This window comes from Paenibacillus sp. 79R4, assembly GCF_013393165.1.
In the GTDB taxonomy this organism is placed as follows: Bacteria; Bacillota; Bacilli; order Paenibacillales; family Paenibacillaceae; genus Fontibacillus.
This window is the reverse complement of record NZ_QJOT01000005.1, coordinates 230,193-254,196: the sequence shown is the minus strand read 5'-3', so window position 1 is coordinate 254,196 and position 24,004 is coordinate 230,193. Positions and strand designations below refer to the sequence as shown.

Below are 24,004 nucleotides of genomic sequence, written 5' to 3'. Positions count from 1 at the left end.
TATAGATCGATTCTATAATTTGAGGTGTACAACACAACAGAAGTGATTGCGGGGGGAATTTCAATGAAAAGATCTTGGTGGCCAGAAGTATCTGCCGGAGTCGTCGGACAGGACGATGCAATTTTTTTGGAGTGCCTTGTATAACTCATATCAATGGAGTGAGCTTGGTATGGTGCATTTTTCGGTGGGCTTGAGGCGTTCTTCCAAACAGCTTCTTAAACGATTTATAGAAATGTCCCAGATTTCCGTATCCGGCCTCTAACGAGATGTCCAGTATGCTCCAGTCGGAATGGAGCAATAAATTTTCCGCATATTGCAATTTAATCCGGTTCAAATATTGCAGAGGCGTCTCATGCTCCCATTCCTTGAACATACGGCACAGGTGGGCATGAGATTTGCCGGATAACCGAATCATCGCCGGAACACCTTCAATAAAGTGCTCCGGCTTTTTCATTTCTTTGCAAAGATCGAGAAACCATGCGGGTTTTTCGCTAACTCCCGGAATAACGGAATGCATCAAGTAATGACAGTAGACTTCCGCTAAAAGAGCTCGAAGCTCGGCCCGATACCACTGCTTCTCATGCTGGGGAATCCGGTAGAGCTTTTCCATGCGATGCTGTAGCAGCCGCTTTTCTTGTTGGGATAGCTGGATGACGATGGGAAAAGCCGCACTAAGGAACGATTCCTTGGGAAATCCCGGCCCGAGATAGGCAAGCAAATCCAGCTGTGTCTTTTCATAAAATGACAGGTTAATCAGCCGACAATCGGTGCCGGGCAATGGTTCATAATAGTGGACATCCTGTGGACGCATGAACACAAGTGCGCCTTCATTCAGCAGTTCTCTTTTACCATTAATGCAATGATAGGCCGCTCCTTCAATGATGACGAAAAACTCGAAAAAATCATGGGTGTGGGGGCCTGATGTATTTTCAATCCCCGTTATATCCCTGTAATGTCCCTCTGACTCGGCGTCAATTCCGCCCTCCGCGGTCAGCCTCTGAATCTGATTGTTCATCCTTCGGCTCCCTCCTTATCTAACATCAAAATAGCATATTCTAATTAATAATGTATAGATTATTTGGATTATATAAAGCTTGAATTGTTGGTGCATTATTCAAAAGATGCCTGAGTGAATGTGAAAATAGCGTAGTCTGTGGCTAAATATAAGTAAGATTCCGGTGCTGGTCCATGATAAACTAATCGACAAGTCACGAAGACAAACGGAGGGATAATGGTCAATGAATTTGATAGAGCGGCGAGAGCATTTTGAGATGAATAAGTCTATTTATGAAAGGGAAAAGCTCACATTTTATGGAGTAGAGGGCTACGATGTATATAATGTTTCTATTCCGTTCCAGTGGAAAGGGCGGGAATATATTTTTGGGCGAATAGAAAGACGCAGCGAATGGGCCCGTTCCTGGGTACGGCTGTTTGAAAAGACTGGCAAGGACCAATGGACACTGGTTCCTGATTCTATGATCTATCCGTTGGAAGATCCGTATATCAGCCTGATCGGCGATACCCTGGTTATGGGCGGAACCCATGTGCGTTACCAGCAAAATAGCGTCGATACGTATTTCGGATATTTTTACAAAGGTACGGAAATCGACGATTTGCATTATTTCACCACGGGACCCGAGTATATGAAGGATATACGTTTGGTTGAAATGGATGGGGGGAGGATCGGGGTATTCTCCAGACCGCGGAGCGAGGAGATCCGCAGAACATTCGGCAGTGAATCGATGATCGGCTTCACCGTCATTAACAGTCTTGACGAGCTCACGATGGAGGTAGTCGAGAACGCGCCTTACATCTATGGCTTATTTGAGCAAAATGAGTGGGGGGGCTGTAACCAGGCCTATTATTTGGACAGCGGGAATATTGGCGTTATTGGTCATATCTGTTACAAGACTACTGGGGAAGACGGCGGGATGAAGCAGGTCTATATGAATTTTTCATTTGTTCTCGATGTGGATCGTCATGTTGCTATGGATCAGAAAATCATTGGCACCCGAACCTGCTATCCCGATGGTCCGGCCAAAAAGCCGGAATTGACGGACTGTGCTTTCTCATCAGGCATCGTGATGCGCGAGGACGGAAAATGCGACCTTTATAGCGGAATAGGGGACACAGAGGCAGGAAGAATTGTGATCGACTACCCTTTTGCCGGTTACGGAAACATCATTTCAAAGTAATTTTGCGGTATGAATTTAAATCGACCAGCTATCCGGGCCCGGATACGAATCAAGGGAAACATGGCATTTACAGGTGTGGTATAATTAACCTCATTAATTACCATCAATATGGAAGCGCTTTATATTGACTGTGGCAGGTAACAACACAAGGGGGACTGGGATGAGGTATATCAGAGAGAAAATCCGTTTGAGGTCGCTGTTTGTCAAGTTCTTTTTTTCTTTCGTTGTGCTGCTTGCCGCTGTTACTTTAACTATGACCGTCCTGCTGTATCATGCTTTCTCCAAGAGTTCGACGGAACAGATTAATGAAATCTCGCAAAAACGGCTGGAGCAAAGCTCAAGCATGTTCGAGTTCATTATCGATCAGGCCAGACTGATTACGCTGCAATTATCTGTGGATAATGACATTATAAGATCCATCAACGGCCGTGAAGCGGCGGGCGACTATTATTTGAACAATGCATCCTTGAGAAAAATCAATGACCTGATGCTGACCAATAAAAATATTTTTTCTATCACGTTATATAACGGACAAAGCCAAACACTGATCGGGACGGATCGCGATAAAGCGCATGCCGAAGCCGCAACGATCGAGTGGCTGAGAGAGGCTCCCGTCCAGAGTCTGGGCCGCGCGGTTCCCCGCAAACTGTCTATCGGGGGAGCGACGCGATCTGTTCAGAATGTATATACTATTTTCTACTATGATAAAAATCTGGAAACCAATGATATTACCAGTGCTATTATAGTCAATTTGACCATAGACAGCTTTGTTAATCATCAAGAGGATGAGACGAAAAGCAAAGATGGTCTTATGATCCTGGATCAGGAAGGTCATATCGTGTTTGGCTTCGAGGAGAGCGGGTTCCTTGCTGATATTTCCCAGCGGAATTATGTACAGCGTATTATAAAAACAAATCAAAATGAAAGCTTTACAGATAAGACAGATCAGACCCTGTCCATGGTGTCTTCTCTTTATTCGGAGCAGCTTGGATGGTATTTTGTCTCTGTCATTCCATACGATACGGCTACGGCGCAGATCTCGGCCATTCGACAGGTGGCGATTATAACCTGCCTGGTGCTGCTTGTTCTGGCTATGGGTGTGTCAGCGCTTCTCAGCGGGCTGCTGTCTTCACCGCTATCCAGGCTTGCCCGCAATACGCTTCGTTTCCAGGCCTATACGGGGGAGCTGCCGGAAGGAAAACTTAGCGAAATGGAGATATTGACCCGGTTTTATTCCAATATTGCTACACAATTTGAACAATTGGAAGCTTCTAGCCGAAAATCGCGAGTATCATTAAAGGCCGAATACCTTAAGGAGCTGCTGCATGGGGTACGGAATCCGGAGCCGGAGGATATAGAGGAGTATAAGCTGCGTGTCGATCTACTGAAAAACGCCGCTTTGTATGTGGCTGTTCTGAAGCTGGATAACATTCGTGAACTGGCCGAACGAAAGGAAGAGATTGACCATACCATCAGCACGGTCCTGTATAGCTTCACCGAGCAGTTTATGCTATCCCGCGTTCTCAGTGAAACGGTTAAGGTAGACCATGAAATCGTGCTTATATTCAGCGGAGAAGAAGCGGCTCTGCCTGATGCTGTGATGAACGCGATGCTGGAGCTTCAGCAGGAGGTTGCGCGGACTTATGGGATCACGGTAACCATCGGTATTGGACGCGCTGCTCTGAGCGCTCAAGAGATTAGCGACTCCTATTTAAGTGCGAAAGAAGCTTCCCTTTACCGAATTGTTCGCGGAGCGGGCAGCATGATTGCTTACGAAGATGCGATATCACGGCTGAATAACGATTTTGACTATCCAAATGCCAAACAGAAAACACTTCTTGAGATCATCAAGGCAGGCCGGGAAGATAAGGTTGAAGCGGCTATAGCAGATATTTTTGCTTCCTTGCGGCTCGCGCCATACCATAAGATACGGCTTTCGGTGCATCATTTGTTATTTTCCGTGATTACAGCTACCTCTGCTAATCCCTCGGTTTCGACAACCTCCTCCAATTTTATTGAGATGCTGGGGAGCCTGGAGCGAAAGGAATCTTTGCAGCAAATCGAGGATTGGTTTGTGGAGTTTATTAGGACGGCCATTTGCCGCTCAAAGGAAAACAAAAAGCAGCAGAAGTCGGATTTAGCGGAGAAGATTGCCGCTTTTCTTGAGGAGCAGTATGGTAATCCCGAGCTATCTATTGAAATGGTTGCCGAACGCTTCCACTACAACGGCATTTATTTCGGCAGGTTGTTCAAGGAATTGTTTAACTGTCTGTTTCTCGAGTATGTTACGGAGCTGCGAATACGGAAGGCGAATCAATATTTGGAGGACTCTAAGCTAACGGTCAAGGAAATTGGGGAAAAAGTAGGGTTCCTGAATTCCTCCTATTTTGTAACCTGGTATAAAAAGCATACGGGTTTGGCTCCAACCGAATACCGGAAAAAACACTAGCTTATGAGTTTGAGACGTTCCCCAGGAACGTCTTTTTATATGGCAATTTTCTGGAAGATACTGAGAATACTTACACAGATTGAGGTTTGAAATACATAGATCGGCCTTAGGTATGTTTTTTACCGGGTCCAACCTACATTATTCAAAGGAATATTTAGTTTTTAAACTTGTGATTCAATATTGAAAGCGCTATATTTTGGCCCTGAGGCAAGAGAATCGACATAGAGAAAATGAGGTGTACAAAATGAGGAGAGTCCTGCATGTAAGGTTTACCGATTTAGTCAAGAACAGATTTCTATATTTGTTGGTATTACCCGGATTAATCTACTTCCTATTATTCAGTTATTTGCCCATGGCTGGTATTGTCATAGCTTTTAAGGAATACCGCATGGATCTGGGGATTTTCGGAAGTCCGTTTAATGGACTGAACAATTTTAAATTTCTAAGCGTAGATACGATTTCCGTATTGAGGGTTGTTTTCAACACTCTATTCCTGAATGTTTTATTTATTGGTATAGGTACTGCATTAGCCGTAACGACCGCAGTTCTGATTAATGAGATCCGCCTGGTCTGGTTCAAGAAAATCTCCCAATCGCTCGTAATCCTCCCCAATTTTATTTCATGGGTGATTGTTGCTGTATTTGCGTACAACTTCCTGAATACGGATTTCGGCATCGTGAACAATTGGTTAAAGAGCTTGGGCCTGGAAGGGATCAGTTGGTACAACCAGGCCGGGTATTGGCCGGCCATTCTCGTGCTGCTGTACTCCTGGAAATCGGTTGGCTTCAACAGCATTATTTACCTTGCCGCTATCACAGGAATTGATCAGGAGCAGTATGAATCTGCTGCGCTTGACGGTGCCAACAAGTTCCGGCAGATCTGGCATATTACCATACCCGGTATTTCCAAGACGATCATTATTTTGCTTCTGCTGGCTATAGGCCGGATCTTTTATGGCGACTTCGGCATGATCTATGGTTTGGTTGGCGATAACAGCCTGCTGTTTCCTACGACGGATGTTATTGATACTTATGTGTTCCGGGCGCTTCGAACCTTGAATGACGTAGGGATGTCCTCGGCCATCGGACTGCTGCAATCCGTGATTGGCTTCCTGTTTGTCTATACGGCCAATGCCGTAGTAAGAAAGTATGACAAGGATGCCGCGCTATTTTAAAAGATAAATCCAGATAGGTGTGATAATGAATGAAAACCAAGTCTGCCAGTGATAAGATCATTTCCGCTTTTGCCTATATTTATATGATTTTGTTTGTTATCGTCGCTATTATTCCATTCATGACCATTATTTCCACATCGATTACAGATGAGCAATATATTCGTGCGAACGGCTTCGATATATTCCCGCATAAAGTAACTTGGTCGGCATACAAATATGTGCTTGGAAGAGGCTCCACCATTCTGGACGCTTACCAAGTCACGACTTTTGTTACGGTGGTTGGAACGCTGTTCAGCATGCTGATTACCACCATGATGGCATTTGCCTTGTCGAGAAAAGAATGGAAGATGGCGGTGCCGATCTCGTTTCTTGTCTATTTCACCATGCTGTTTAATGGCGGTCTTGTTCCATGGTACATCATAACGACGAAGTATCTGGGCCTGCATGATAGTTTGCTTGCCTTGATTATTCCTTACACCATTAACGCTTTTAATCTGCTTGTACTGAGAAGCTTCATATCCGGCATTGACAATTCAATCTTTGAAGCCGCGAAAATAGATGGAGCAAATGAATTTCAGCTATTATTTCGGATTGCATTACCGCTGGCATTGCCCGGGCTGGCCACTATCTGCCTGTTTTATGCCATCAGCTATTGGAATGATTGGTGGCTCGGGCTTATGCTGATCAACGAAAGGGAGCTTTACCCGCTGCAACTGCTGATTCGGGCGATTACCTCCAATATTTCTTATGCGACCTCAAGCGGAGCCAATTCATCGATCGCCGCTGCATCTATTCCGGAGGAGGGCGTCAAGATGGCAACCACAGTTCTGACCATCGGGCCCATCATCTTGCTGTATCCGTTCTTGCAGCGCTATTTTGTCAAAGGTCTGACTATTGGAAGTGTAAAAGGCTGAATATGGGGTTAACCTGCGCATGTTTCTTTGTATACATCCCGAAAGGGTTTGTATAGATAGCACTCATCATAAACAGGAGGTCTGGTCATGAAGAAATTATTCGGTAAAACGTTTGGGGTTTTTCTGGCAAGTGTACTGCTGATAGCTGCTTTGGCCGCTTGCTCGTCCAATGGAGGAAATGGAGCGGCAACAAACGCTGGCAAAGAGAATGGATCAGCTCAGAGCAGCGGCACGGAGTCTTTGCCGAAAGTGACTCTGAACATCGTATATCCGGGCGATCCGCAGCCGGATCAGGATACGGTAACAGCGGCCTTGGAGAAGAAGCTGGCCGAGGACGGCATTAACGTGAAATTGAAGTATCAATACATTCCTTGGGGGGATTACTATCAAAAATTACCAATTATGCTGGCCACGGGAAATCAAGTAGATATTATGTGGACGGACCCGGGCCTACTGGGTACATTCGCCAAATCCAACTCGCTTGCCTCGCTGGATGAGCCTCTCTTCAAATATGGCCAAGCTATCATGGATGCGCTTGACAGCAAATACTGGCCTCCGGTGACGATTAACGGTCAGAAGTACGGCGTGCCGGCAGGGGCATTAGGTACGACCAAGGGCTACTATACGGCGACAATCCGCAAAGACTTGCGTGAAAAGTACGGCCTGCCTGAGATCAAGACCATGGATGATCTGTTAGCCTATGCCGAAGCGGTGAAGAAGAATAATCCGGAAATGATCGTATTTAACGAACCGCCTGCCCAATACCAGACAGGGGAAGTGTTGCAAAGCACAGTTTCTGACGGCATTTTATTTAACTTCAAGACGCTGAAAGCGGTAGCTAAATACGACCTTCCGGGCACTTTGGAGGATGCGAAATATTTGCGGATGCTTTATGAAAAAGGATTTATCGATAAGGACGTCATGGTTGGTCGTGACATCCGGGCAGATTTCAACTCAGGAAAAGCAGCGATAGGCGGCGGGGATGTATATGAATATAACAATTATTATCGGAATATTTCCGTACCTGGAGCCGAGGTCGAGTTCGTAAAAATATTGTTGACTGATGAGCCTTATATGCCAACGACCACTTGGAACTTCCAAAGCATTGCCGCAACCTCGAAAAATATCGATAGAGCCGTTATGTTTCTAAACTGGATTCAGGAGAACGAAGAAAATTACGATATGATGACCAATGGGTTGAAGGGCACTCACTTTGATATTAAGGACGGCAAGATTGTTACTCCTGATAGCGTAGATGTTTCGACGATTGGATATGCACCGCCGGAGTGGATGTGGCAAAATCCGAAGTTCCTGAAGCCAAAGGCTACCGATGCGCCGGACTTTATGGAGCAATTGCTGGACTTCGATAAGAATACCAAGCTGCTGAGTCCGATTATGGGCTTCAACTTCGATCAAACACCGGTTAAGACCGAACTGGCTGCTCTTAGTACGATAGAGAATAAATACAAATACGGAATTGCAGCGGGCGTATTGGAGCCGGAGAAGGCGATTGCCCAATACAGCGCTGAGCTCAAAAAGGCCGGACTGGACAAGGTAATTGCGGAATATCAGCAGCAGGTCGATGCCTTCCTGTCTGCCGCCAAAGAATAGATAGAGAAAAATAGAGTTATGAGGGAGAAACCGTGCTGATTCAATCCGAAAGGGAGGATTAGCTGATATGAGGAAAGGGAGAAAGCGAGGAAAAGCTCTGCTTGCAAACTCATTGATCCTTTTGATTTTATCCGCCTTCGTGCCTGCAGCTTACGCGAATGGCAATTTCAGCGCCCAGTATGTTCAAGAGAGCGCTTCGTCCATTACTGTACATCCAGGCGAGACGGGGGAGTTTTGGGTTGATCTCAAAAATAACGGCAGCGAGCCATGGTTATTCGGATGGCCAAGCAATGAAGTCGTCTTGGCCAATACGGACGCCAGTTATTCATATGAGACAAGCTCTATATTTACCGGCTACAATAATTGGCTTACGTTCAGCAGACCGGCTGCACCAGACTATTCCGGGATTGAAACCGGAGGTACAGGAAGGTTTATGTTCAGCTTTACAGGTCAGGAGGAGCTTGGGACAAGCAGAATCTACCTGCGTCCTATTAAGGCGGATGGCACCTTTTTGCCGGATCTGGGGATATGGTTTGATATTAATGTGGTTCCTTACCCTGAATTTCCCCTGTCTGCGGGTGCTCCCGCTTCCAGCCAAGCCACGATTAACTGGGTGAAGTATGAGGGGGACGATTTCGGGGCTTATAAAATCTATAAGTTCCCCAAGACATATCCGGGCCTTAGATATTACACGGGGGGAGATTGGAACAAAAACTTTCAATATCTGCCCCAAATGCATCCTTATTACCTTGATGCCACAATTACAGATGTAAATACGTTGTCCTACGTAAGTTCTCTTGAAGCAGAAAAAACATATGTCTACCTTGTTGATGTCTGCGATTCAAACGGGGACACCCTCGCGCGGTCGAATCAGGCGGAGGTCAGGAATGTAGCCAGCTATGCCGTCAAGCCTCAGGAGAGGGGGCAGAGAATTTATTATGATCCTCAATTAGGAGACTACAGAAATACGGAAACCAGAGGTTATATTGAGAGCAGTATGAGATGGAGTACGGATTCCTCCGAGATATTGCTGAGCTTGCAGACCTTGCCCGAAACCTATGCACAGGATACGGCGCAAAATCTGGTTGATTTCGTGAAGGAGAGCATGCCAAGAGGCCTGCCAACTCACAGATGGGCTGATTTCAGGTACGGACAGGGTCCAAGTGTGTTTGTGGATCCGCAGCTAAAGTTTGATAACGGTCTGTATTTTGTAACGGGGGATCTATCTGTTCCTCGATTAACGTTTGCGGAGAGTACTTATGGTTCCGGTCCGTTGGGAGCCCTTCGCTTTGCTTATGGCTATGATGGTTTGACTCCCGTGGAAATTGCCAATCCGACGACCCGATCGGTTGCCTTTGATGAAGATACCAATACAATGGTCGTGGAGTTCACTAAAGATGAAAACAATGTCCATGTGTATTTTAAGGTCCGCATTCATGGAGGTGTGGCCGAGATTGAGGGCTCCATTACGCCTACTGGCGGTTCAATAAGCAATCCGCGCTTGATTGTAAAAGCATTGAGCGACGACGGCATCGGGGACGCCGAATTTTTTGGCTCTGTCAAGCAGTGGGGAAGCGATGCCTGGCTGCTCTATGATGACGGAAAAGGCTTTGTGAGGGGAGAAGACCTTGCGAAGAACAATCCGGACCGATTCGAGGGGATTTTGCAGTCCAACGGCAGTTCTTACTTTAAATACAACGGAACGATTGCTGAGGGTGAGACCTGGAGCGAATATCTTGAAAAAATAAGATTTGGTTCTCATATGCTGGGAGGAACCGCTGACAGCTATGAACCGACAGCATATAATTCAACCAAGTATGATAATTACTTGTTTGGCAGGCTTATGAATTACGGCTACCCGATCATGGGCTTGGCCTCATGGTGCAGCAGCCATCCAGCGGATAACGATGCAAGGGAAGTATTAAATCAGGCGTTCGGTATTTATTATCGGAATTTAATGAATTACGGGGAACATAACTGGACGTCCTATGAAGACAAGTCGAACGGTTCGTTATATTGGGGCGAGCTGGGGCCGCTTCTTTATGGATTATCCGTTATGGCCGATCTGGACAATACAACAACTATAGAAGGAAAAACTTATGCGCAGATCGCTCAATATGTATATGACCTGCTGCCTGCGGAAGCTTCCGGATTGTTTGCTAATGACAATGATGGGCTGGGGAATGCGATTTTTGGCATAAGGAAATTCAAAGGAATGGACGATCCCAAAGCGGCGAACTATGAGTCTCATTTGCAGGACATAAATGCCAATAATAATAAGGGCTACTACACTACCAAAACTTATTTGGGATATAGCGACAAGCAGAGCCCAAACGCGCTAAGCGCCTTGAGTTATTTCTTGCAGCTTCCGCAATGGGATACAGAGGATGCGCTCGTTATCCGAAATGAGCTGGGTTATGCCGGTATGGGCGAATCCCAGGCTTGGGGGCAAATCCTGTTCAACCAGCTGGAGGAGAGTTATGGGGGAGTCTACCCGATTCTAATAGGAACGGACACCAGACATTCCTATCAGAATATTAACCTTAAGTCCATGCATTGGGACGCCGGCTCCAAGACACTTAATATGAGCTTTGATCATCCTTTTGAGGAATTGGACGTATACACGGGGCTCTCTGATTTATCGGATGTGAAGTTGAACGGAGTTTCTTTGATTCCGGGAGCGGACTATACTTTTGATACTACTACACATATATTAAGAATCATGAAGACGGGCACCGCAGGAAATAACTTTAATGTATCCGTCGTCACGGTTCTGTAGCGAGGAGAATCGCTATTGCCGATTGTTGATATGCCTTTAGAGCAACTGAAAACCGGTACAGAAATCAAATTAAGCATGGGCGCTTGTAGAGTTGAACCAACAACTCTACAAGCCTTTTTTATGGGGATCATGGTAGAGAAGCAGCTAGACACGAGGCATGCTGCGATATTGTGAGGGAGGCATTCCCCGTTTGCTCCGGAAGATGCGGCTCAAGTAGAAGCCGTTCTCATATCCGCAGAGCTGCGCGATTTTGTCGATGCTAAGCTCTGTTTCTAACAGTAATTTACTGGCTCTGTCCAGCCGGAGCCGGGTTGTATATTCAGAGGGAGTCATTCCGTAAGCTGCGCGAAAGCGTCTGGTCAACTGTACCGGGGTAAGCTGCAGCGAGAGCGCCAGACTCTTTAAATCGATCGGGCCAAATGCATTGTTGATGATAAATTGGGCAGCCGTTCGCATCTCCACATCTGCCAGCATGCCATTTAACCCTATTTCCCGTGGCATATTCGTCTCCAGTTCGTATAAACGCCATATATCGCTTACCAGATGCTGTTTTCGCTCCATAGCGGTTTTATCCTGTTCCAATGCCAGCATCCGCAGGTAGAGATAATTGGAACGCAGCCGCTCGATGTCGGTGATTTTCAGAGCACCGCTTAACGACTGTATTTCTTCCAGAGAGGGCTCTGTATTCCATGCGAAATGAATAAAGTGAAAGCTTAAGGGTTCAAGGGTTTTTCTATGAAACCAGGTGTTCGGAGGGCAGGCCACCAGGCTGCCAAGTCCGGCTTCGCCCTGCCGATCTCCTATGCGGTAAATAAACCTGCCGTCTTCCACCGCAAATATCGTCCAGTAAGAATAGATATCCCGTTCGAGAGCAAATGCTTCTTTTTTAATCCAATACAGATGCGTTACCAGGCGGATCGTAAAGTCACTTCTCATTTCATCACCATTCTATGTGAAATAAAGTATATATTTAATCGTAACATGATGCATGTATTTAAGGAAGTGTTCATTATAAGATGAAATCAAGGATATTGAATACGACCTTAAGGAGAGGTTCAATCATGAGAAAGGAAGTTATCAAGTCGGATATTACAGTGATTGGCGGCGGCCTGGCCGGAGTGAGCGCTGCTGTTGCCGCAGCCCGTTTGGGCAGGACGGTGTCATTGATTCAGAATCGTCCGGTACTAGGCGGAAATTCAAGCAGCGAGGTACGAGTCTGGGTGTGCGGAGCTACCGCTCACGGAACAAATCGTTATGCACGAGAGACCGGCATCATGGGCGAGCTGTTCCTTGAGAACCAATATCGGAATATCGATGGGAACCCGTATATTTGGGATATGATTGTGCTGGAAACGGTACGTGCGGAGCCTAATATCCGCTTATTTTTGAATACCGATGTCCATGAAGTGGAGGCCGAAGGTGATGCGGACAGCAGGATTATCCGTTCTGTAACCGGTTGGATGATGGGCTCTGAGCGTCGTATTCGTTTTGAAAGCGGTATGTTCCTGGATTGTACGGGCGATGGGCTGATCGGTTTCCTGGCCGGGGCCAAGTATCGCATTGGCTGTGAGGCGAAGGAGGAGTATAACGAGGCTTGGGCACCGCAGGTTGCAGATGACATCACGCTGGGAAGTACGATGTTCTTCTATACGAAGGATGCGGGACAACCGGTAAAGTTTATACCGCCAAGCTTTGCAAAGGATATCACGAAGACGACCATTCCATTGAAGCGTGTTATTCGCAGCGGCGATAACGGATGCGCTTATTGGTGGATCGAGTGGGGCGGGGAAATGGATACGGTTCACGATAATGAGCGGATTCGCGACGAATTGTGGGCGGTGATTTATGGCATCTGGGACTATATTAAAAATTCCGGCAAATTTGATGCCAACAATATGACGCTGGAGTGGGTAGGCTCGATTCCGGGCAAACGGGAGTACCGCCGTTTCCTTGGCGATTATGTGCTTAACCAAAACGATATTGTGGATCAGCGCCAGTTCGAAGATGGCGTTGCCTTCGGCGGATGGTCAATTGATTTGCATCCTCCGCAAGGGATGTATTCCACGGAAAGCGGCTCGAAGCATTTGCATGCGGATGGGGTCTATTCTATTCCGTTCCGTTCCCTGTACTCCGCCAATGTGAACAACTTGATGATGGCCGGACGTGACATCAGCGCATCGCATGTGGCGTTTGGGACGACCCGTGTCATGGCGACATGCGCCGTAATTGGTGAAGCCGCCGGCACCGGGGCAGCTTTATGTGCGGCTAAGGGAATCTTACCGCGCGAGCTCTACCAAACGCATATGCGGGAACTTCAGCAAACCCTGCTTCGCCAGGGGGCGTCCATCATCGGTTTCCGCAATGAGGATCCTGGCGATTTGGCACGGAACGCAAAAACAACGGCTTCCAGCACGTTGACGCAGCTAGCTGTGCAAAAGTCGGTTGAATCCTGTCGATTAGCTTCCGATATCGGCTTGCTCTTGCCTGTCGATCCAGAGCTGACGGGGCTTGAATTACTCATCGATGCGGCGGAGGACACAAGGCTGGAGGTGGAGCTATGGGATACCGGACGCGGTGAGAACTATGTCCCGCATACCCTGCGGACGGCGGCTTCGATTCCGATCAGCAAGGGAGTGGGGCAGTGGGCTAAGCTGCTTTTACAATGGAAGCCGGACGCTCCACAGAACGCTTTTCTTATCATTAAAGCAAATGAGCGGATTGCCTTGCATCTGTCTGATGAGCCGCAATCCGGGGTGCTTGTGTTCGAGAAAGGCCCGCAGCCTATCGTTTCTCCGGAATTTGGCGATCAACAGCCAGCTCAGCCCGTTGTGCAGTGGAATATGCGCCCGTTTGTCCGCAAGTCCATCTGCTTCCGTCTGCTCTCGCCGACACATGCTTTTGCGCCCGATAAGGTGATCGACGGTTATCATCGGCCCTATGCGGGGACGCATCTGTGGTCATCCGCCTCGCTGCGGGAAGACTCGCCGGAGTGGCTGGAGTTAAGCTGGCCAGCCTCGGTCAGCATTCGCACGGTACATCTTACCTTTAACGATGATGTGAATGAGGATCTGATCAATCTGCATCATCACCGCACACCGTTTGAGGCGATTCCGGAATTGGTCAAGGATTATCGATTGCAGAGCTATATAAATGGGGAGTGGGTCACCATCGCCGAAGGCCGAAATAACCGGAAGCGTAGAGCAGTGCATACACTGGATCGATCGCTTTCCTCGGAACGGCTCCGCTTGGTGGTGGATGCAACCAACGGTTGCCCCCGGGCAGAGATTATAGAGATACGGGTGTACGAATAGAGTCATTTAAGACTTATGAACAAACCTGTTGAGAGGTTTGTTCATAAGTCTGCTGCTGGTAAAGAATCGTTATATTGAAGATTCCCCATGCGATCAGCGGAGGGGCTATGCTATACTGTTGCTTGTAATAGGATCCGTTTCATATAAGGGAGGATTGTCCTTACATGTATTGCATCGCATTCATACGTATTCGTTAATGAAGGTACAGAACATCTAAATCCAGGCATTTTCTTATGAAATGCGCAGGATTATTTGTGCTGTGCCTTTTTCATTACTATACGAATGAATGAGGTGCTTTTTGGTGTCCAAAAATAATGAAAATTATTGTAGTAAGTGGAAGAAAGAATCCAACTTTTCCGCACAACATCTATTAATCAGCAAACGGCTGATTCATGATATGATCACATTGGCCCGGATTCGCCCTACCGATACCGTGCTTGATATCGGGGCGGGGACGGGAGCATTAACCTATCCGCTTGCAGAGAAAGCGGCACATGTACTCGCCATCGAGACAGATCCAGCGTTAATTGACAGACTCTTCAGCAAGATGCAGGATAGAAGCAACATTCGTATCAAGCAATCTGATTTTCTGAAGGTCTCTCTCCCAGGAAGTCCTTTTACTGTCGTCGCCAATATCCCTTATTCAATAACTACTCCGATTATGGGGAGGTTATTGGATCAACCCGCCGTTCCGCTGCAGCGAGCCGTACTGCTTGTGGAGAAGGGGGCAGCCCAACGATTTACAGCAATCCCTGTTACAGATCCGCGCATTTTGAGCTGGAGGATGCAATATGATATCCGACTTGTGCGGACGGTTTCGCCTCATCATTTTGCACCGCCCCCGCAAGTGGATTCCGCCATCCTGCTCATCGAGCGAAGGGAGGAGCCTATTGTTCTTACACAGCATCAGCCGAAGTTTACATCGTTGGCAGCATATGGACTGCGAGATCCGCGGTTACCGTTATTTGCCGCTCTATCAGGTGTGTTTACCCCTCCCCAGATTGCGAAGCTGGCCAGAGAATTGAGGGTGAGTCGGGAATATCCCATCGGTAGACTGAATGAAGAGCAGTGGGGAAGGGTGTTCCATACGATGCTTCAGCATGTGCCGCCGTATCGCTGGCCCCAATGGGGGAAAAGCCCAAAGGGAAGATCGCGGACAAGAAGATAACCATAATTTATTTCTAATAATAGAAATTTAAAATAGTCAAAATCCCCTTGACCTTGACACTACTGTCAGGGTTTACAATGAAATCGAATCGTTCATCTAGGAGGCCAGATAGCATGAAAATCGGAGAACTTGCAGCCCGTACCGGTGTCAGCGTCCGTTCACTGCGATATTATGAGCAGCAAGGATTGCTTAAGCCTGCTCGAGACGAGAGCGGCTACCGGGATTATTCCATATTCGCAGAAGAACAGGTGCGCACGATCCAGTTATATCTAAATCTTGGATTGACGACCGAGCAGATTGCAGGTTTCCTGCATTGCGTCATGAAAAATAAAGAGGCGTTTTGCACAGAGGTTTTTCCGATCTTCCGCCAAAAAATCGCAGAGATTGATGCGCGAATAAACCAACTGAATCATATCAAGATGAATCTGGAGGAGCGCATGCAATCGATTCTGGATGAACGACAACGGGATGAAATGGAGGAATGAAGATGAGTTTACAACGGATAGATGGAGCAAGCTTCCAAAATGCGATTAAACAGGATGGAGTCACGCTTGTTGAATTTGGAGCCAGCTGGTGTCCACCCTGCAAAGCACTGCTGCCCATTTTGGAGGAGCTAAGTCAAGAGGAAGCGGGGTACCTGGATATTTATCAGGTAGATTGTGACGAATCGCCGGAGCTTGCTGCTCAGTTTGGGATCATGTCCATGCCGACGGTGATCATGTTTCATAACGGTGAACCTATGGATAAACTGATTGGACTGCGGCCAAAGAGTACGTATCAAGCAGCGCTGGCCCGCTATGTATCATAAAGCTTATAAATAAAGAAATCGCTTCTGATGTTTTGATAACACAGGGGCGTTTTCTTTTTTTGCGAAGGTCATTAAGAGGCAAGTATAGAAGTCTAATATATCGAAATCGAATCGCAAAAGCTGCTTAAAGGAGATTCTTTTATGAAATCAAGCAGGAAAACAGTTTCACTTATTGCCATCATTATCCTAAGCTGTCTTGCCATGAGTTTGGTAGATGCTGTAATCCGTCCGGATTACGCAGTCAAATCAGTCATCAAAATCATCCTTTTTCTGACACTGCCGATTAGCTACGCCAGGATAGCTGGAGGGGTACCGTTCCGAAGGTTGTTCGCCTTTGAAAAAAAGGGGTTCCTGAAGTCTCTTTTACTGGGATTCGGCGTATTTACCTTTATACTCAGCGGATATTTTCTAGTGGGTCCTTTATTTGACTTCACCCACGTAACGGGGGCCTTGCAGAAGAATATGGGGGTGAATGCAAGTAATTTTGTGTTTGTAGCCCTGTACATATCGATCGTGAATTCACTGCTGGAGGAGTTTTTCTTTCGCGGCTTTGCCTTTTTCACGCTGAAGGAGCTGGCAGGACGGAGGTTTGCTTATCTGTTCAGTGCGGGAGCTTTTGCTGTATATCATATTGCAATTATGACAAGCTGGTTTTCGATGGGGCTGTTCCTTTTGTTAATTGTATCCCTGGTAATAGCGGGCTTATTGTTTAACTGGCTGAATGAGCGTAATGGCAACATTTATACCTCTTGGATGGTCCATATGTTTGCTAATCTTGCGATTAATACCATAGGATTTATACTGTTTGGAATCATCTGATTTTTCAAGCTGTCTCCGCTAAGAATTGTTATATAAAACAATAAGTTTTATTTCTATTAGCTTCGTTTTTATGCGTGATATAATCGGTTGAATAAAGAACCAAAGCTGTTATGCTTTAGGCAAAAAAACCTCTGTTCAAGAGGTTTTTTTGCCTACTCAAAGAACCGGCCAATTCTTTTGGATTGAACCGTATGTTTGCCTTCATTGTTTTTGTGCCTTAAGAACATTTAACCTACGTTTTGGGGGGGCTCCTGCATGATGCTTAACTGGCGTAATTTGCTTCCGAACACCTTGAAACACAGGCTTATCATGGCTTATATCGTCCTTCTAATGATTCCTTTGTGTATTGCCATTTATTATTTGTTCCAGCATTTTGAATCGATTCGTCAGAAGGATATGATGGATCGGATGTCTGAGCGTATGCAGCAGGTTCATATGTCGTTGAGTGATATGATGGCTTTTGCTTACAAGGCGAATATTATGCTGAGTCAAGATGAGAGTCTGGTTCAGATTATGCACGAGCCGGACAAGTATGATCCTCTTGAACGAAAAAAAGTGATCGAGAGCAAAATGTCCGGAATCAACAACAGCTTTTTCTTCCATCAGACGGAGCTGTATTTTCGATTCATCGATCTTAAGGGCAACGTATACACCTCATATGCTCCCAATAGTCAGTTGACTAATGATTTGGACGATTTGCAGAGTTGGCAGAGTATGCTGCAAACCAGCACTCATCCCTACCGCTGGGTGGCGGATGATTTGAACGATGTAAGGGGCAGCCAGGGAAGCAAGCTATTGAGTATTTACACTATTCTGGATGACCCATTGAGAGGAAACTTCGGGCTGGCCCGGATCAGCATAAACATACAGGAATGGTTTCGCAGCACCTTGAGAGACAGCCCGGTGAATCAGGATTTGACCATTTTTACCGGGCAAGGAGAGACCATTCTGCAAAGCGAAAAAACAGCTTTCAGTACGGATATGATGCATAGAATTATGTCTTTGCAAGCACAGGAAGGGCACTATGAGGATAAAACCTCCTTGTCCTTGGTCAATTACAGCTATCTGGAGGATCTGGATTGGTATGTGGTCAGCCAAATGCCGCTAAGCGAGGTGCAGCAGGAGATTCGGCAATTAAGATTTATTGTTTTTGTATTCTTGACCATACTGGTTTTCGCTTTCGTGTTGGTAACGATCATTTTGTCCGCCCGTATGACAGAGCCGCTAAATGTGCTGAAACGGAGTATGGAGGAAGCGTCGGACAAGAGGCTGAATGTTAAAATTTCCATCGGCAGGGGAGCAGCAGATGAGGTGCGCTTCCTTGGCGAAAGCTTCAACCGAATGATTGACGATGTCCTGGCGCTTATAAATAAGCTCAAGCTGGAGGAACGGCAGAAGCAGGCTGTTCGCTTCCAGATGCTACTCTCGCAAATGAACCCGCATTTTCTGTTGAATACCTTGAATACCGTCAAATGGATTGCCAGAAGGGAGCAGCAGGAAGCAATCGCAGGCATCTGTACGTCTTTAGGGTTAATACTGGAAGCAAGTCTCAACTCGGAAATCGAGCTGATCCCTCTGAATAAGGAAATAAAGCTGCTGCGTTCCTATGAATCTATTCAAGCCTTTCGCTTTCGGGACCACTTCACCATTTTATATGAAATGGATGAATCAGTTGAGCACGCTTTGGTTCCCAAGCTAAGCCTTCAGCCTCTAGTGGAGAATTCCATTGCTCATGGCTTTGATGGGGCCGGAGGTTGCGGCACGATCTGGGTAAGGGTTCGAGCAGAGCGAGATGATCTGGTTCTTGAGGTAGAGGATAATGGCATCGGCATGGAGGCAGCTGCGCTTAGGGCGGGAAGACGAAGCGACCACGGCATCGGTTTGAGCAATTTGAAAGAAAGGCTGCAATTGCTTTTTAAGCGGGAGGGTTCTATGGAATTTATAACTGGGGCGGAAGGGACCCTGGTTCGACTCCGGCTGCCTTTGCTGATTGCTACGCCTTATACACAGGAAGGAGGCAATGAGCATGTGGACGATTTTACTGGTGGAAGATGAGGTGTTTGTCCGCGAGGCGATTCGGGATATGGTGGACTGGGCACGCCATGGATTTAGCGTTGTAGGAGAGGCAGGGAACGGCAAGGAAGCCTTGGCGGCTATTCTGAAGCTTAAGCCTGATGTTGTGATTGCGGATATTGCTATGCCGGGGATGGACGGGATTGAATTATTGAAGGAAACGAGGAAGGCGGGAATTCGCAGCCGATTTATTATGCTGACGGCATTAAGCCACTTTGATTATGCCCGGGATGCCCTTCAATATGGAGCTTTCAACTATCTGTTGAAGTTGTCCTTAAATGATGATGTTCTGTTGGAGAATCTGGCGCGGATCAAGAGAGAATTGCTTGAGGAATTTACGATCGCTGGAGAGGCGCTGTATCCTTATTATCACCGCATCTGGTCAGGCATTTGTGGGACAGCTGCATCTGACGGCAATGATCAAGTGGGGGCGATTGCGGCAACGGAGAAATTCCGCAGTTTAACCCTGGATATTTTTACTGTGTTGAGCGGAGCAGCTCCAGCTAATGAGGATCTGGCTAGTATCCAGACAGAGGAGTATCTTCTGGTTCAATCCTTCTATGAGAGGGGGCAGACGACTTTCTTCTGCTGGCGCTCTCCGAAGAGGACAGAGCATGTAAGCAGAGAGGAGCAGAATTGCTCCATAGGGATGGTGACCGGCAGCAGCTTAACCGGGCTGTCCCAGGATTGGCGTTCAGCATTGAATCAATTGAATGCAGACTGGTACGGGGGGAAGACGGGTGCGGTAAAGGTACGGCACGAGCTGCCTGCTATTGCAGAGCTGGAAGCTGAGCTGATCCGCTGCTTTGAAGAACGCGACGCACACAAATGCGCCGAGGTTATAGCTCTGATGTGGGGCAGTATGGAAATCTCGGCTTTTTCTCATGTGGAAGTAAAAATGCTGGCTTCGCATCTCCTTCATATGCTTGCCATGCTGGCAGGACGGAAATCGGAGGACAGAGGGGAAGTCAACTCCGCCGCCAGCCATGATTCGCTGCTTATCTATATACAACAGGCAATACACAAGCAGATTCGCCAGATGAAGGAGGAAAAGATTAGTTATACAGACCATCCGGAGGTAAATCGGGTGATTCAATATATGCTGGAGCATTTCAGAGAGAATATCAAGGTCGCCGATTTAGCCAGGCTGGTATCCATAAACGTAGATTATTTGAGCACCGTGTTTGGCAAAAAGACCGGACTGACGCCAATCGCCTATCTGCAAAACATCCGAATTGAGCAGGCAAAGCGATTGCTGTTGCATTCCAAGCTAAATGTGGAGGAGATCGCCTATCAAACGGGATTTTCGGATAACGCCTATTTTATTAAGGTATTCAAGCGCGTGGTTGGGCAAACGCCCAGCTCCTTCAGGCGGGAGAATAACTTCTAAGTTTTGTACTATTCATCTGCAAGTTTCAACCCTTATGAGATCATGGGCAGCTTGGTATAGTTGGGGTGAATCAAACATCCGATTTAAGGGAGGTTGCAGGTAAGATGAGAAACAGAAGATGGATGATTGCTGGGCTGGCGCTGCTTGTAGCATTGCCGCTGGCACTTGCTGGCTGTGGTGGAAAAGGGGACAGCAATCAAAAGGAGGGAACGACTTCCCCTGGGGCAAGTACGGCTAATAGTGACCCGATTAAGCTTACTTTGTGGGGCGCGGTACCATCCGAGAATGGGCCTCAGGAGGTTGTAGACAACTGGAATAAGCAAAATCCGGACATTCAGGTAGAGTATGTGCGGTTTGTCAATGATGATGCGGGTAACCTGAAGCTGGATACGGCGCTCATCTCTAGCCAGCCGGTGGACATGTACGTGAACTATGACTACAGCCTTTATGAAAAGCGGATTAAAGCGGGCAATGCCCTTGATCTGAGCCAATTCTCCGACTATGACGTGGACGCAAAAATGGGGGAAGGCGCTGCGCTATGGAAGGTGGATGACAAGTATTACGGTCTGCCTACCCAGAAAGGCTTGTCTTTTGTATGGCTGAACAAGGATATGCTCGATGCCAAGGGGCTGTCGATTCCGACAGAGTGGGGGCTGGATGAGTTCAGAGATTATGCAGCCAAGCTCAAGTCTGACCATGTCTGGGGATTGGCGCAAAGTGATTATTACTTCAATGTGCCTATCAACGGCTCCCTGCAGAAGCAAAGCTTGCAGCTGACAAAGGCCGATGGAACTTCCGCTTTTGACAACCCGATGACGGTCAAGACGCTTCAGATTTATTCGGACATGATGTTTACCGATAAGAGCTTGATGCCTCATACGGAGCAGATCACATCAAAACCTGCTTTGGACCAAATGTTTGTAAAGGGAGAAGCGGCGATGCTATTCTCTACAAACCAAATCTTTCGGACGACGAATAATATTCAAGAATTTCCGCGGACAAAGTAGCGGCTGCCCCGGCTCCCAAAGTAAATAAGGATCAGGCGGACTATATTAACGCCGGTGGCTTGGGCGATGTGATTTCAATTAATCCTAGCACCAAGCATCAGGAAGCTGCCTGGAAATTTATTAAATGGTATGCGGATGAGGGCATGCTGCCGATGGCGGCAGGCGGAAGAGTACCATCCTCCAAGGACTTTCCTGTCGATGAGGCTGTTGCCCTTATGTTCAAGGGCGTGGAGGATACTTATGACCTGGACTCCATTAAGCGGGTCATGTTCGGGGATTTGCCGCTTGGCCTGAGTCGTCTTGACCGGAAGACAGGAACCGAGCAGCAGGCCATCTATGATAAGGTATTCACCCAGAAGCTGACGCCAGAGGAAGGTGCGAAGGAATTAGCACGGGTGCATAACGAGAATTTGAAAGCGCTATCTAAATAGCGCTGCCAGGATAGAGAGGGGTGGTAGATTTGATGCCGCACCTCTCTGTGGCCGCAAACTGCAAGATACATGAATAGAGAGAAAGGCGGTGACTGATCGTGAGCTGGATGAAGCGGCAGAGGCTAGTAGGCTATGTGTTTATCGCGCCTAATTTAATAGGAATGACGGTGTTTATGCTCGTTCCGGCCCTGTTCTCCTTTTATTTAATGTTTACGGATTGGATATTCGCTAGCGGGCAACCCCCGCGCTTTATTGGATTGGATAATTTCAGAATGATGGTGAGAGATGATTTGTTTGCTGTCTCGGTCAAGAACACCTTGCTGGTGTTAATCCCTGTACCGATTTCTATTATGCTTGGATTTTTGATTGCCGTCATGCTCAATAATCGCACCTATTTCCAGAAGACATTGCGGGCTTTCTTTTTTGCTCCGTATTTCACCAGCGGTATAGCTATTGCATTTGTCTGGATGGTGCTATTCCAGCCTACTAATGGTCCGGTCAATGCTTTCCTTCGATCCATTGGCATATCCGAGCCTCCGCTTTGGTTCGCTTCCCCGGATACGGCAATGTACGCGGTGTTGATCATGATGACTGCGGGCGGCATTGGCTACAATATGATCATTTATTTGGCCGCCCTGCAAGAATTATCATCCGAACAGCTGGAAGCTGCCAGGATGGATGGAGCAACATTTGGGCAACTGCTGCGCTTAATTATATTTCCATTGGTAAGTCCGACGACCTTTTTCTTGATGATCACCGGTTTTATCGGCTCCATCAAAAGTTTTGGCATGATCTATGCGATTACCCAAGGAGGACCAGGCAATAGTACAACGGTGTTCTCTATTTTCGCCTATAAAAAAGCCTTCAACTTTTATGAGATGGGCTATGCGTCGGCAGTCTCGTGGACCATGTTCCTGATCATCCTTTGTATTACGCTGATTCAGTGGGTTGGTCAGAAAAAATGGGTCCATTATTAACAGAGGAGAAGACGCGCTATGGATACGAGAAGTAAGAGAATGATCAGAGAACGGTTGCTTAAGAGCTTCAATACGATCATCATGGCATTGGCCAGTTTGCTGCTGCTATCGCCAATGATCTGGATGATCAGCACCTCGTTCAAGAAGCCAAAGGATGTCTTCACTTATCCAATTCAGTGGGTCCCGCTCGATCCTGTATGGACCAACCACTTCAAGGTATGGATGACCGGAGACGGATTTGCCCTTTTTTATTTCAATTCCCTGAAGATATCTTTGATTTTGCTAATTGGTGCACCTTTGCTGGCTGCTTTTGCAGCCTATGGCTTTAGCCGTATTCCGTTTAAGGGAAGGGACAGCATCTTTTTGCTCTATCTATGTTTGATGATGATACCGCCGCAAGTCCTTTTTGTACCGAAATTTATTATGTTTGATTGGATGAAAATTTACAATACCCATTGGGCGCTTATTCTTCCAGGTTTGTTCACCGTGTTCGGCGTTTTCATGATCCGGCAATTTTTCATGAGCATTCCGCATGAGATTTCTGAAGCGGCTTTCATCGATGGAGCCGGTCACTTCCGGATTTTCTTTCAATTATTCCTGCCGCTCTCCAAACCGGTGCTGGCGACCTTCGCTATTATTGATTTCACCTGGACCTGGAACGATTATGAGAACGCGCTGATATTTTTGCTAGATAAGAAACTTTATACGGTTCCGCTCGGTATGCAGAACTTCATGCTGGAAGCCGGTGTGGATTACAATCTGATGATGGCCGCCGCTACAGCGGGAGTCGTACCACTATTAATCGTCTTCTTCCTCGGTCAAAAGTATATTATTCAAGGTTTTGCAAGCTCTGCCGTCAAAGGATGAACAGCTGCTGATGAACTCAATTACTCAGACC

General features: G+C 47.0%; 19 protein-coding genes. 17 read left to right on the top strand and 2 right to left on the bottom strand.

What is annotated here, in order from left to right:
* Nucleotides 1-145: 145 nt before the first annotated feature.
* Complete coding sequence (locus DMN77_RS09060; RefSeq protein WP_179014521.1) at nt 146-1,015, bottom strand: helix-turn-helix domain-containing protein; 870 nt, start codon at nt 1,013-1,015, stop codon at nt 146-148.
* A 223-nt stretch (nt 1,016-1,238) separates the two neighbouring features.
* Between DMN77_RS09060 and DMN77_RS09055 the strand changes: the two genes are divergently transcribed.
* From DMN77_RS09055 to DMN77_RS09030, 6 genes are all read left to right on the top strand, one after another.
* Nucleotides 1,239-2,195, top strand: a complete 957-nt coding sequence (locus tag DMN77_RS09055; RefSeq protein WP_179014520.1) for a DUF1861 family protein — start codon at nt 1,239-1,241, stop codon at nt 2,193-2,195.
* A 160-nt stretch (nt 2,196-2,355) separates the two neighbouring features.
* Nucleotides 2,356-4,644, top strand: a complete 2,289-nt coding sequence (locus DMN77_RS09050) for a helix-turn-helix domain-containing protein (protein ID WP_179014518.1) — start codon at nt 2,356-2,358, stop codon at nt 4,642-4,644.
* Nucleotides 4,645-4,888: 244 nt separating this feature from the next.
* On the top strand, nt 4,889-5,818 hold the full coding sequence (locus tag DMN77_RS09045) for an ABC transporter permease (RefSeq protein ID WP_179014517.1): 930 nt from the start codon (nt 4,889-4,891) through the stop codon (nt 5,816-5,818).
* Nucleotides 5,819-5,847: 29 nt separating this feature from the next.
* Complete coding sequence (locus DMN77_RS09040) at nt 5,848-6,732, top strand: carbohydrate ABC transporter permease (RefSeq protein ID WP_068779774.1); 885 nt, start codon at nt 5,848-5,850, stop codon at nt 6,730-6,732.
* Nucleotides 6,733-6,819: 87 nt separating this feature from the next.
* Nucleotides 6,820-8,343, top strand: coding sequence for an extracellular solute-binding protein (locus DMN77_RS09035; protein WP_179014515.1), 1,524 nt, complete (start codon nt 6,820-6,822; stop codon nt 8,341-8,343).
* 67 nt (nt 8,344-8,410) lie between these two features.
* The gene (locus DMN77_RS09030; RefSeq protein ID WP_179014514.1) at nt 8,411-11,122 is read left to right on the top strand and encodes a hypothetical protein; all 2,712 of its coding nucleotides are present in this window, start codon (nt 8,411-8,413) and stop codon (nt 11,120-11,122) included.
* Nucleotides 11,123-11,266: 144 nt separating this feature from the next.
* Here DMN77_RS09030 and DMN77_RS09025 read toward each other — a convergent pair whose 3' ends face one another.
* On the bottom strand, nt 11,267-12,058 hold the full coding sequence (locus tag DMN77_RS09025; protein WP_179014512.1) for a helix-turn-helix domain-containing protein: 792 nt from the start codon (nt 12,056-12,058) through the stop codon (nt 11,267-11,269).
* A 125-nt stretch (nt 12,059-12,183) separates the two neighbouring features.
* Here DMN77_RS09025 and DMN77_RS09020 point away from each other — a divergent pair, with 125 nt between their 5' ends.
* From DMN77_RS09020 to DMN77_RS08970, 11 genes are all read left to right on the top strand, one after another.
* Entirely contained in the window at nt 12,184-14,433 is a 2,250-nt protein-coding gene (locus tag DMN77_RS09020) for an FAD-dependent oxidoreductase (RefSeq protein WP_179014510.1), read from the top strand.
* A gap of 301 nt (nt 14,434-14,734) precedes the next feature.
* Nucleotides 14,735-15,601 (top strand): 23S ribosomal RNA methyltransferase Erm, encoded by an 867-nt coding sequence (erm, locus tag DMN77_RS09015; RefSeq protein ID WP_372775629.1) that lies wholly within the window; start codon nt 14,735-14,737, stop codon nt 15,599-15,601.
* A 113-nt stretch (nt 15,602-15,714) separates the two neighbouring features.
* Complete coding sequence (locus DMN77_RS09010; RefSeq protein ID WP_068779780.1) at nt 15,715-16,086, top strand: MerR family DNA-binding transcriptional regulator; 372 nt, start codon at nt 15,715-15,717, stop codon at nt 16,084-16,086.
* A gap of 2 nt (nt 16,087-16,088) precedes the next feature.
* Nucleotides 16,089-16,409 (top strand): thioredoxin family protein, encoded by a 321-nt coding sequence (locus tag DMN77_RS09005; RefSeq protein WP_179014507.1) that lies wholly within the window; start codon nt 16,089-16,091, stop codon nt 16,407-16,409.
* Nucleotides 16,410-16,550: 141 nt separating this feature from the next.
* Complete coding sequence (locus DMN77_RS09000; protein WP_179014506.1) at nt 16,551-17,228, top strand: CPBP family intramembrane glutamic endopeptidase; 678 nt, start codon at nt 16,551-16,553, stop codon at nt 17,226-17,228.
* A gap of 255 nt (nt 17,229-17,483) precedes the next feature.
* Nucleotides 17,484-19,283 carry a sensor histidine kinase gene (locus tag DMN77_RS08995; RefSeq protein ID WP_068779783.1) on the top strand — a complete coding sequence of 600 codons (1,800 nt, stop codon included), beginning with the start codon at nt 17,484-17,486 and terminating at the stop codon, nt 19,281-19,283.
* A complete protein-coding gene (locus DMN77_RS08990) occupies nt 19,255-20,691 on the top strand; it encodes a helix-turn-helix domain-containing protein (RefSeq protein ID WP_068779784.1) in 1,437 nt (478 codons plus the stop codon). Before DMN77_RS08995 ends, DMN77_RS08990 begins: the two co-directional genes overlap by 29 nt.
* A 104-nt stretch (nt 20,692-20,795) precedes the next feature.
* Complete coding sequence (locus DMN77_RS08985) at nt 20,796-21,698, top strand: ABC transporter substrate-binding protein (RefSeq protein ID WP_179014504.1); 903 nt, start codon at nt 20,796-20,798, stop codon at nt 21,696-21,698.
* Between the two features lie 68 nt (nt 21,699-21,766).
* Nucleotides 21,767-22,129 carry a type 2 periplasmic-binding domain-containing protein gene (locus tag DMN77_RS08980; protein WP_372775625.1) on the top strand — a complete coding sequence of 121 codons (363 nt, stop codon included), beginning with the start codon at nt 21,767-21,769 and terminating at the stop codon, nt 22,127-22,129.
* Between the two features lie 107 nt (nt 22,130-22,236).
* Entirely contained in the window at nt 22,237-23,106 is an 870-nt protein-coding gene (locus DMN77_RS08975; RefSeq protein WP_306294246.1) for a carbohydrate ABC transporter permease, read from the top strand.
* An 18-nt stretch (nt 23,107-23,124) separates the two neighbouring features.
* Complete coding sequence (locus DMN77_RS08970; RefSeq protein WP_229520970.1) at nt 23,125-23,973, top strand: carbohydrate ABC transporter permease; 849 nt, start codon at nt 23,125-23,127, stop codon at nt 23,971-23,973.
* Nucleotides 23,974-24,004 lie beyond the last annotated feature (31 nt).

What these genes read in the sequence shown, in the direction of transcription:
- DMN77_RS09025 (WP_179014512.1), bottom strand. Translation starts at nt 12,058, where the DNA reads ATGAGAAGTGACTTTACGATCCGCCTGGTAACGCATCTGTATTGGATT.
- DMN77_RS08995 (WP_068779783.1), top strand. Translation starts at nt 17,484, where the DNA reads ATGATGCTTAACTGGCGTAATTTGCTTCCGAACACCTTGAAACACAGG.
- DMN77_RS09060 (WP_179014521.1), bottom strand. Translation starts at nt 1,015, where the DNA reads ATGAACAATCAGATTCAGAGGCTGACCGCGGAGGGCGGAATTGACGCC.
- DMN77_RS09020 (WP_179014510.1), top strand. Translation starts at nt 12,184, where the DNA reads ATGAGAAAGGAAGTTATCAAGTCGGATATTACAGTGATTGGCGGCGGC.
- DMN77_RS09040 (WP_068779774.1), top strand. Translation starts at nt 5,848, where the DNA reads ATGAAAACCAAGTCTGCCAGTGATAAGATCATTTCCGCTTTTGCCTAT.
- DMN77_RS08990 (WP_068779784.1), top strand. Translation starts at nt 19,255, where the DNA reads ATGTGGACGATTTTACTGGTGGAAGATGAGGTGTTTGTCCGCGAGGCG.
- DMN77_RS09030 (WP_179014514.1), top strand. Translation starts at nt 8,411, where the DNA reads ATGAGGAAAGGGAGAAAGCGAGGAAAAGCTCTGCTTGCAAACTCATTG.
- DMN77_RS08985 (WP_179014504.1), top strand. Translation starts at nt 20,796, where the DNA reads ATGAGAAACAGAAGATGGATGATTGCTGGGCTGGCGCTGCTTGTAGCA.
- DMN77_RS09010 (WP_068779780.1), top strand. Translation starts at nt 15,715, where the DNA reads ATGAAAATCGGAGAACTTGCAGCCCGTACCGGTGTCAGCGTCCGTTCA.
- DMN77_RS09035 (WP_179014515.1), top strand. Translation starts at nt 6,820, where the DNA reads ATGAAGAAATTATTCGGTAAAACGTTTGGGGTTTTTCTGGCAAGTGTA.
- DMN77_RS09050 (WP_179014518.1), top strand. Translation starts at nt 2,356, where the DNA reads ATGAGGTATATCAGAGAGAAAATCCGTTTGAGGTCGCTGTTTGTCAAG.
- DMN77_RS08970 (WP_229520970.1), top strand. Translation starts at nt 23,125, where the DNA reads ATGGATACGAGAAGTAAGAGAATGATCAGAGAACGGTTGCTTAAGAGC.
- DMN77_RS09045 (WP_179014517.1), top strand. Translation starts at nt 4,889, where the DNA reads ATGAGGAGAGTCCTGCATGTAAGGTTTACCGATTTAGTCAAGAACAGA.
- DMN77_RS09000 (WP_179014506.1), top strand. Translation starts at nt 16,551, where the DNA reads ATGAAATCAAGCAGGAAAACAGTTTCACTTATTGCCATCATTATCCTA.
- DMN77_RS08975 (WP_306294246.1), top strand. Translation starts at nt 22,237, where the DNA reads ATGAAGCGGCAGAGGCTAGTAGGCTATGTGTTTATCGCGCCTAATTTA.
- DMN77_RS09005 (WP_179014507.1), top strand. Translation starts at nt 16,089, where the DNA reads ATGAGTTTACAACGGATAGATGGAGCAAGCTTCCAAAATGCGATTAAA.
- DMN77_RS09055 (WP_179014520.1), top strand. Translation starts at nt 1,239, where the DNA reads ATGAATTTGATAGAGCGGCGAGAGCATTTTGAGATGAATAAGTCTATT.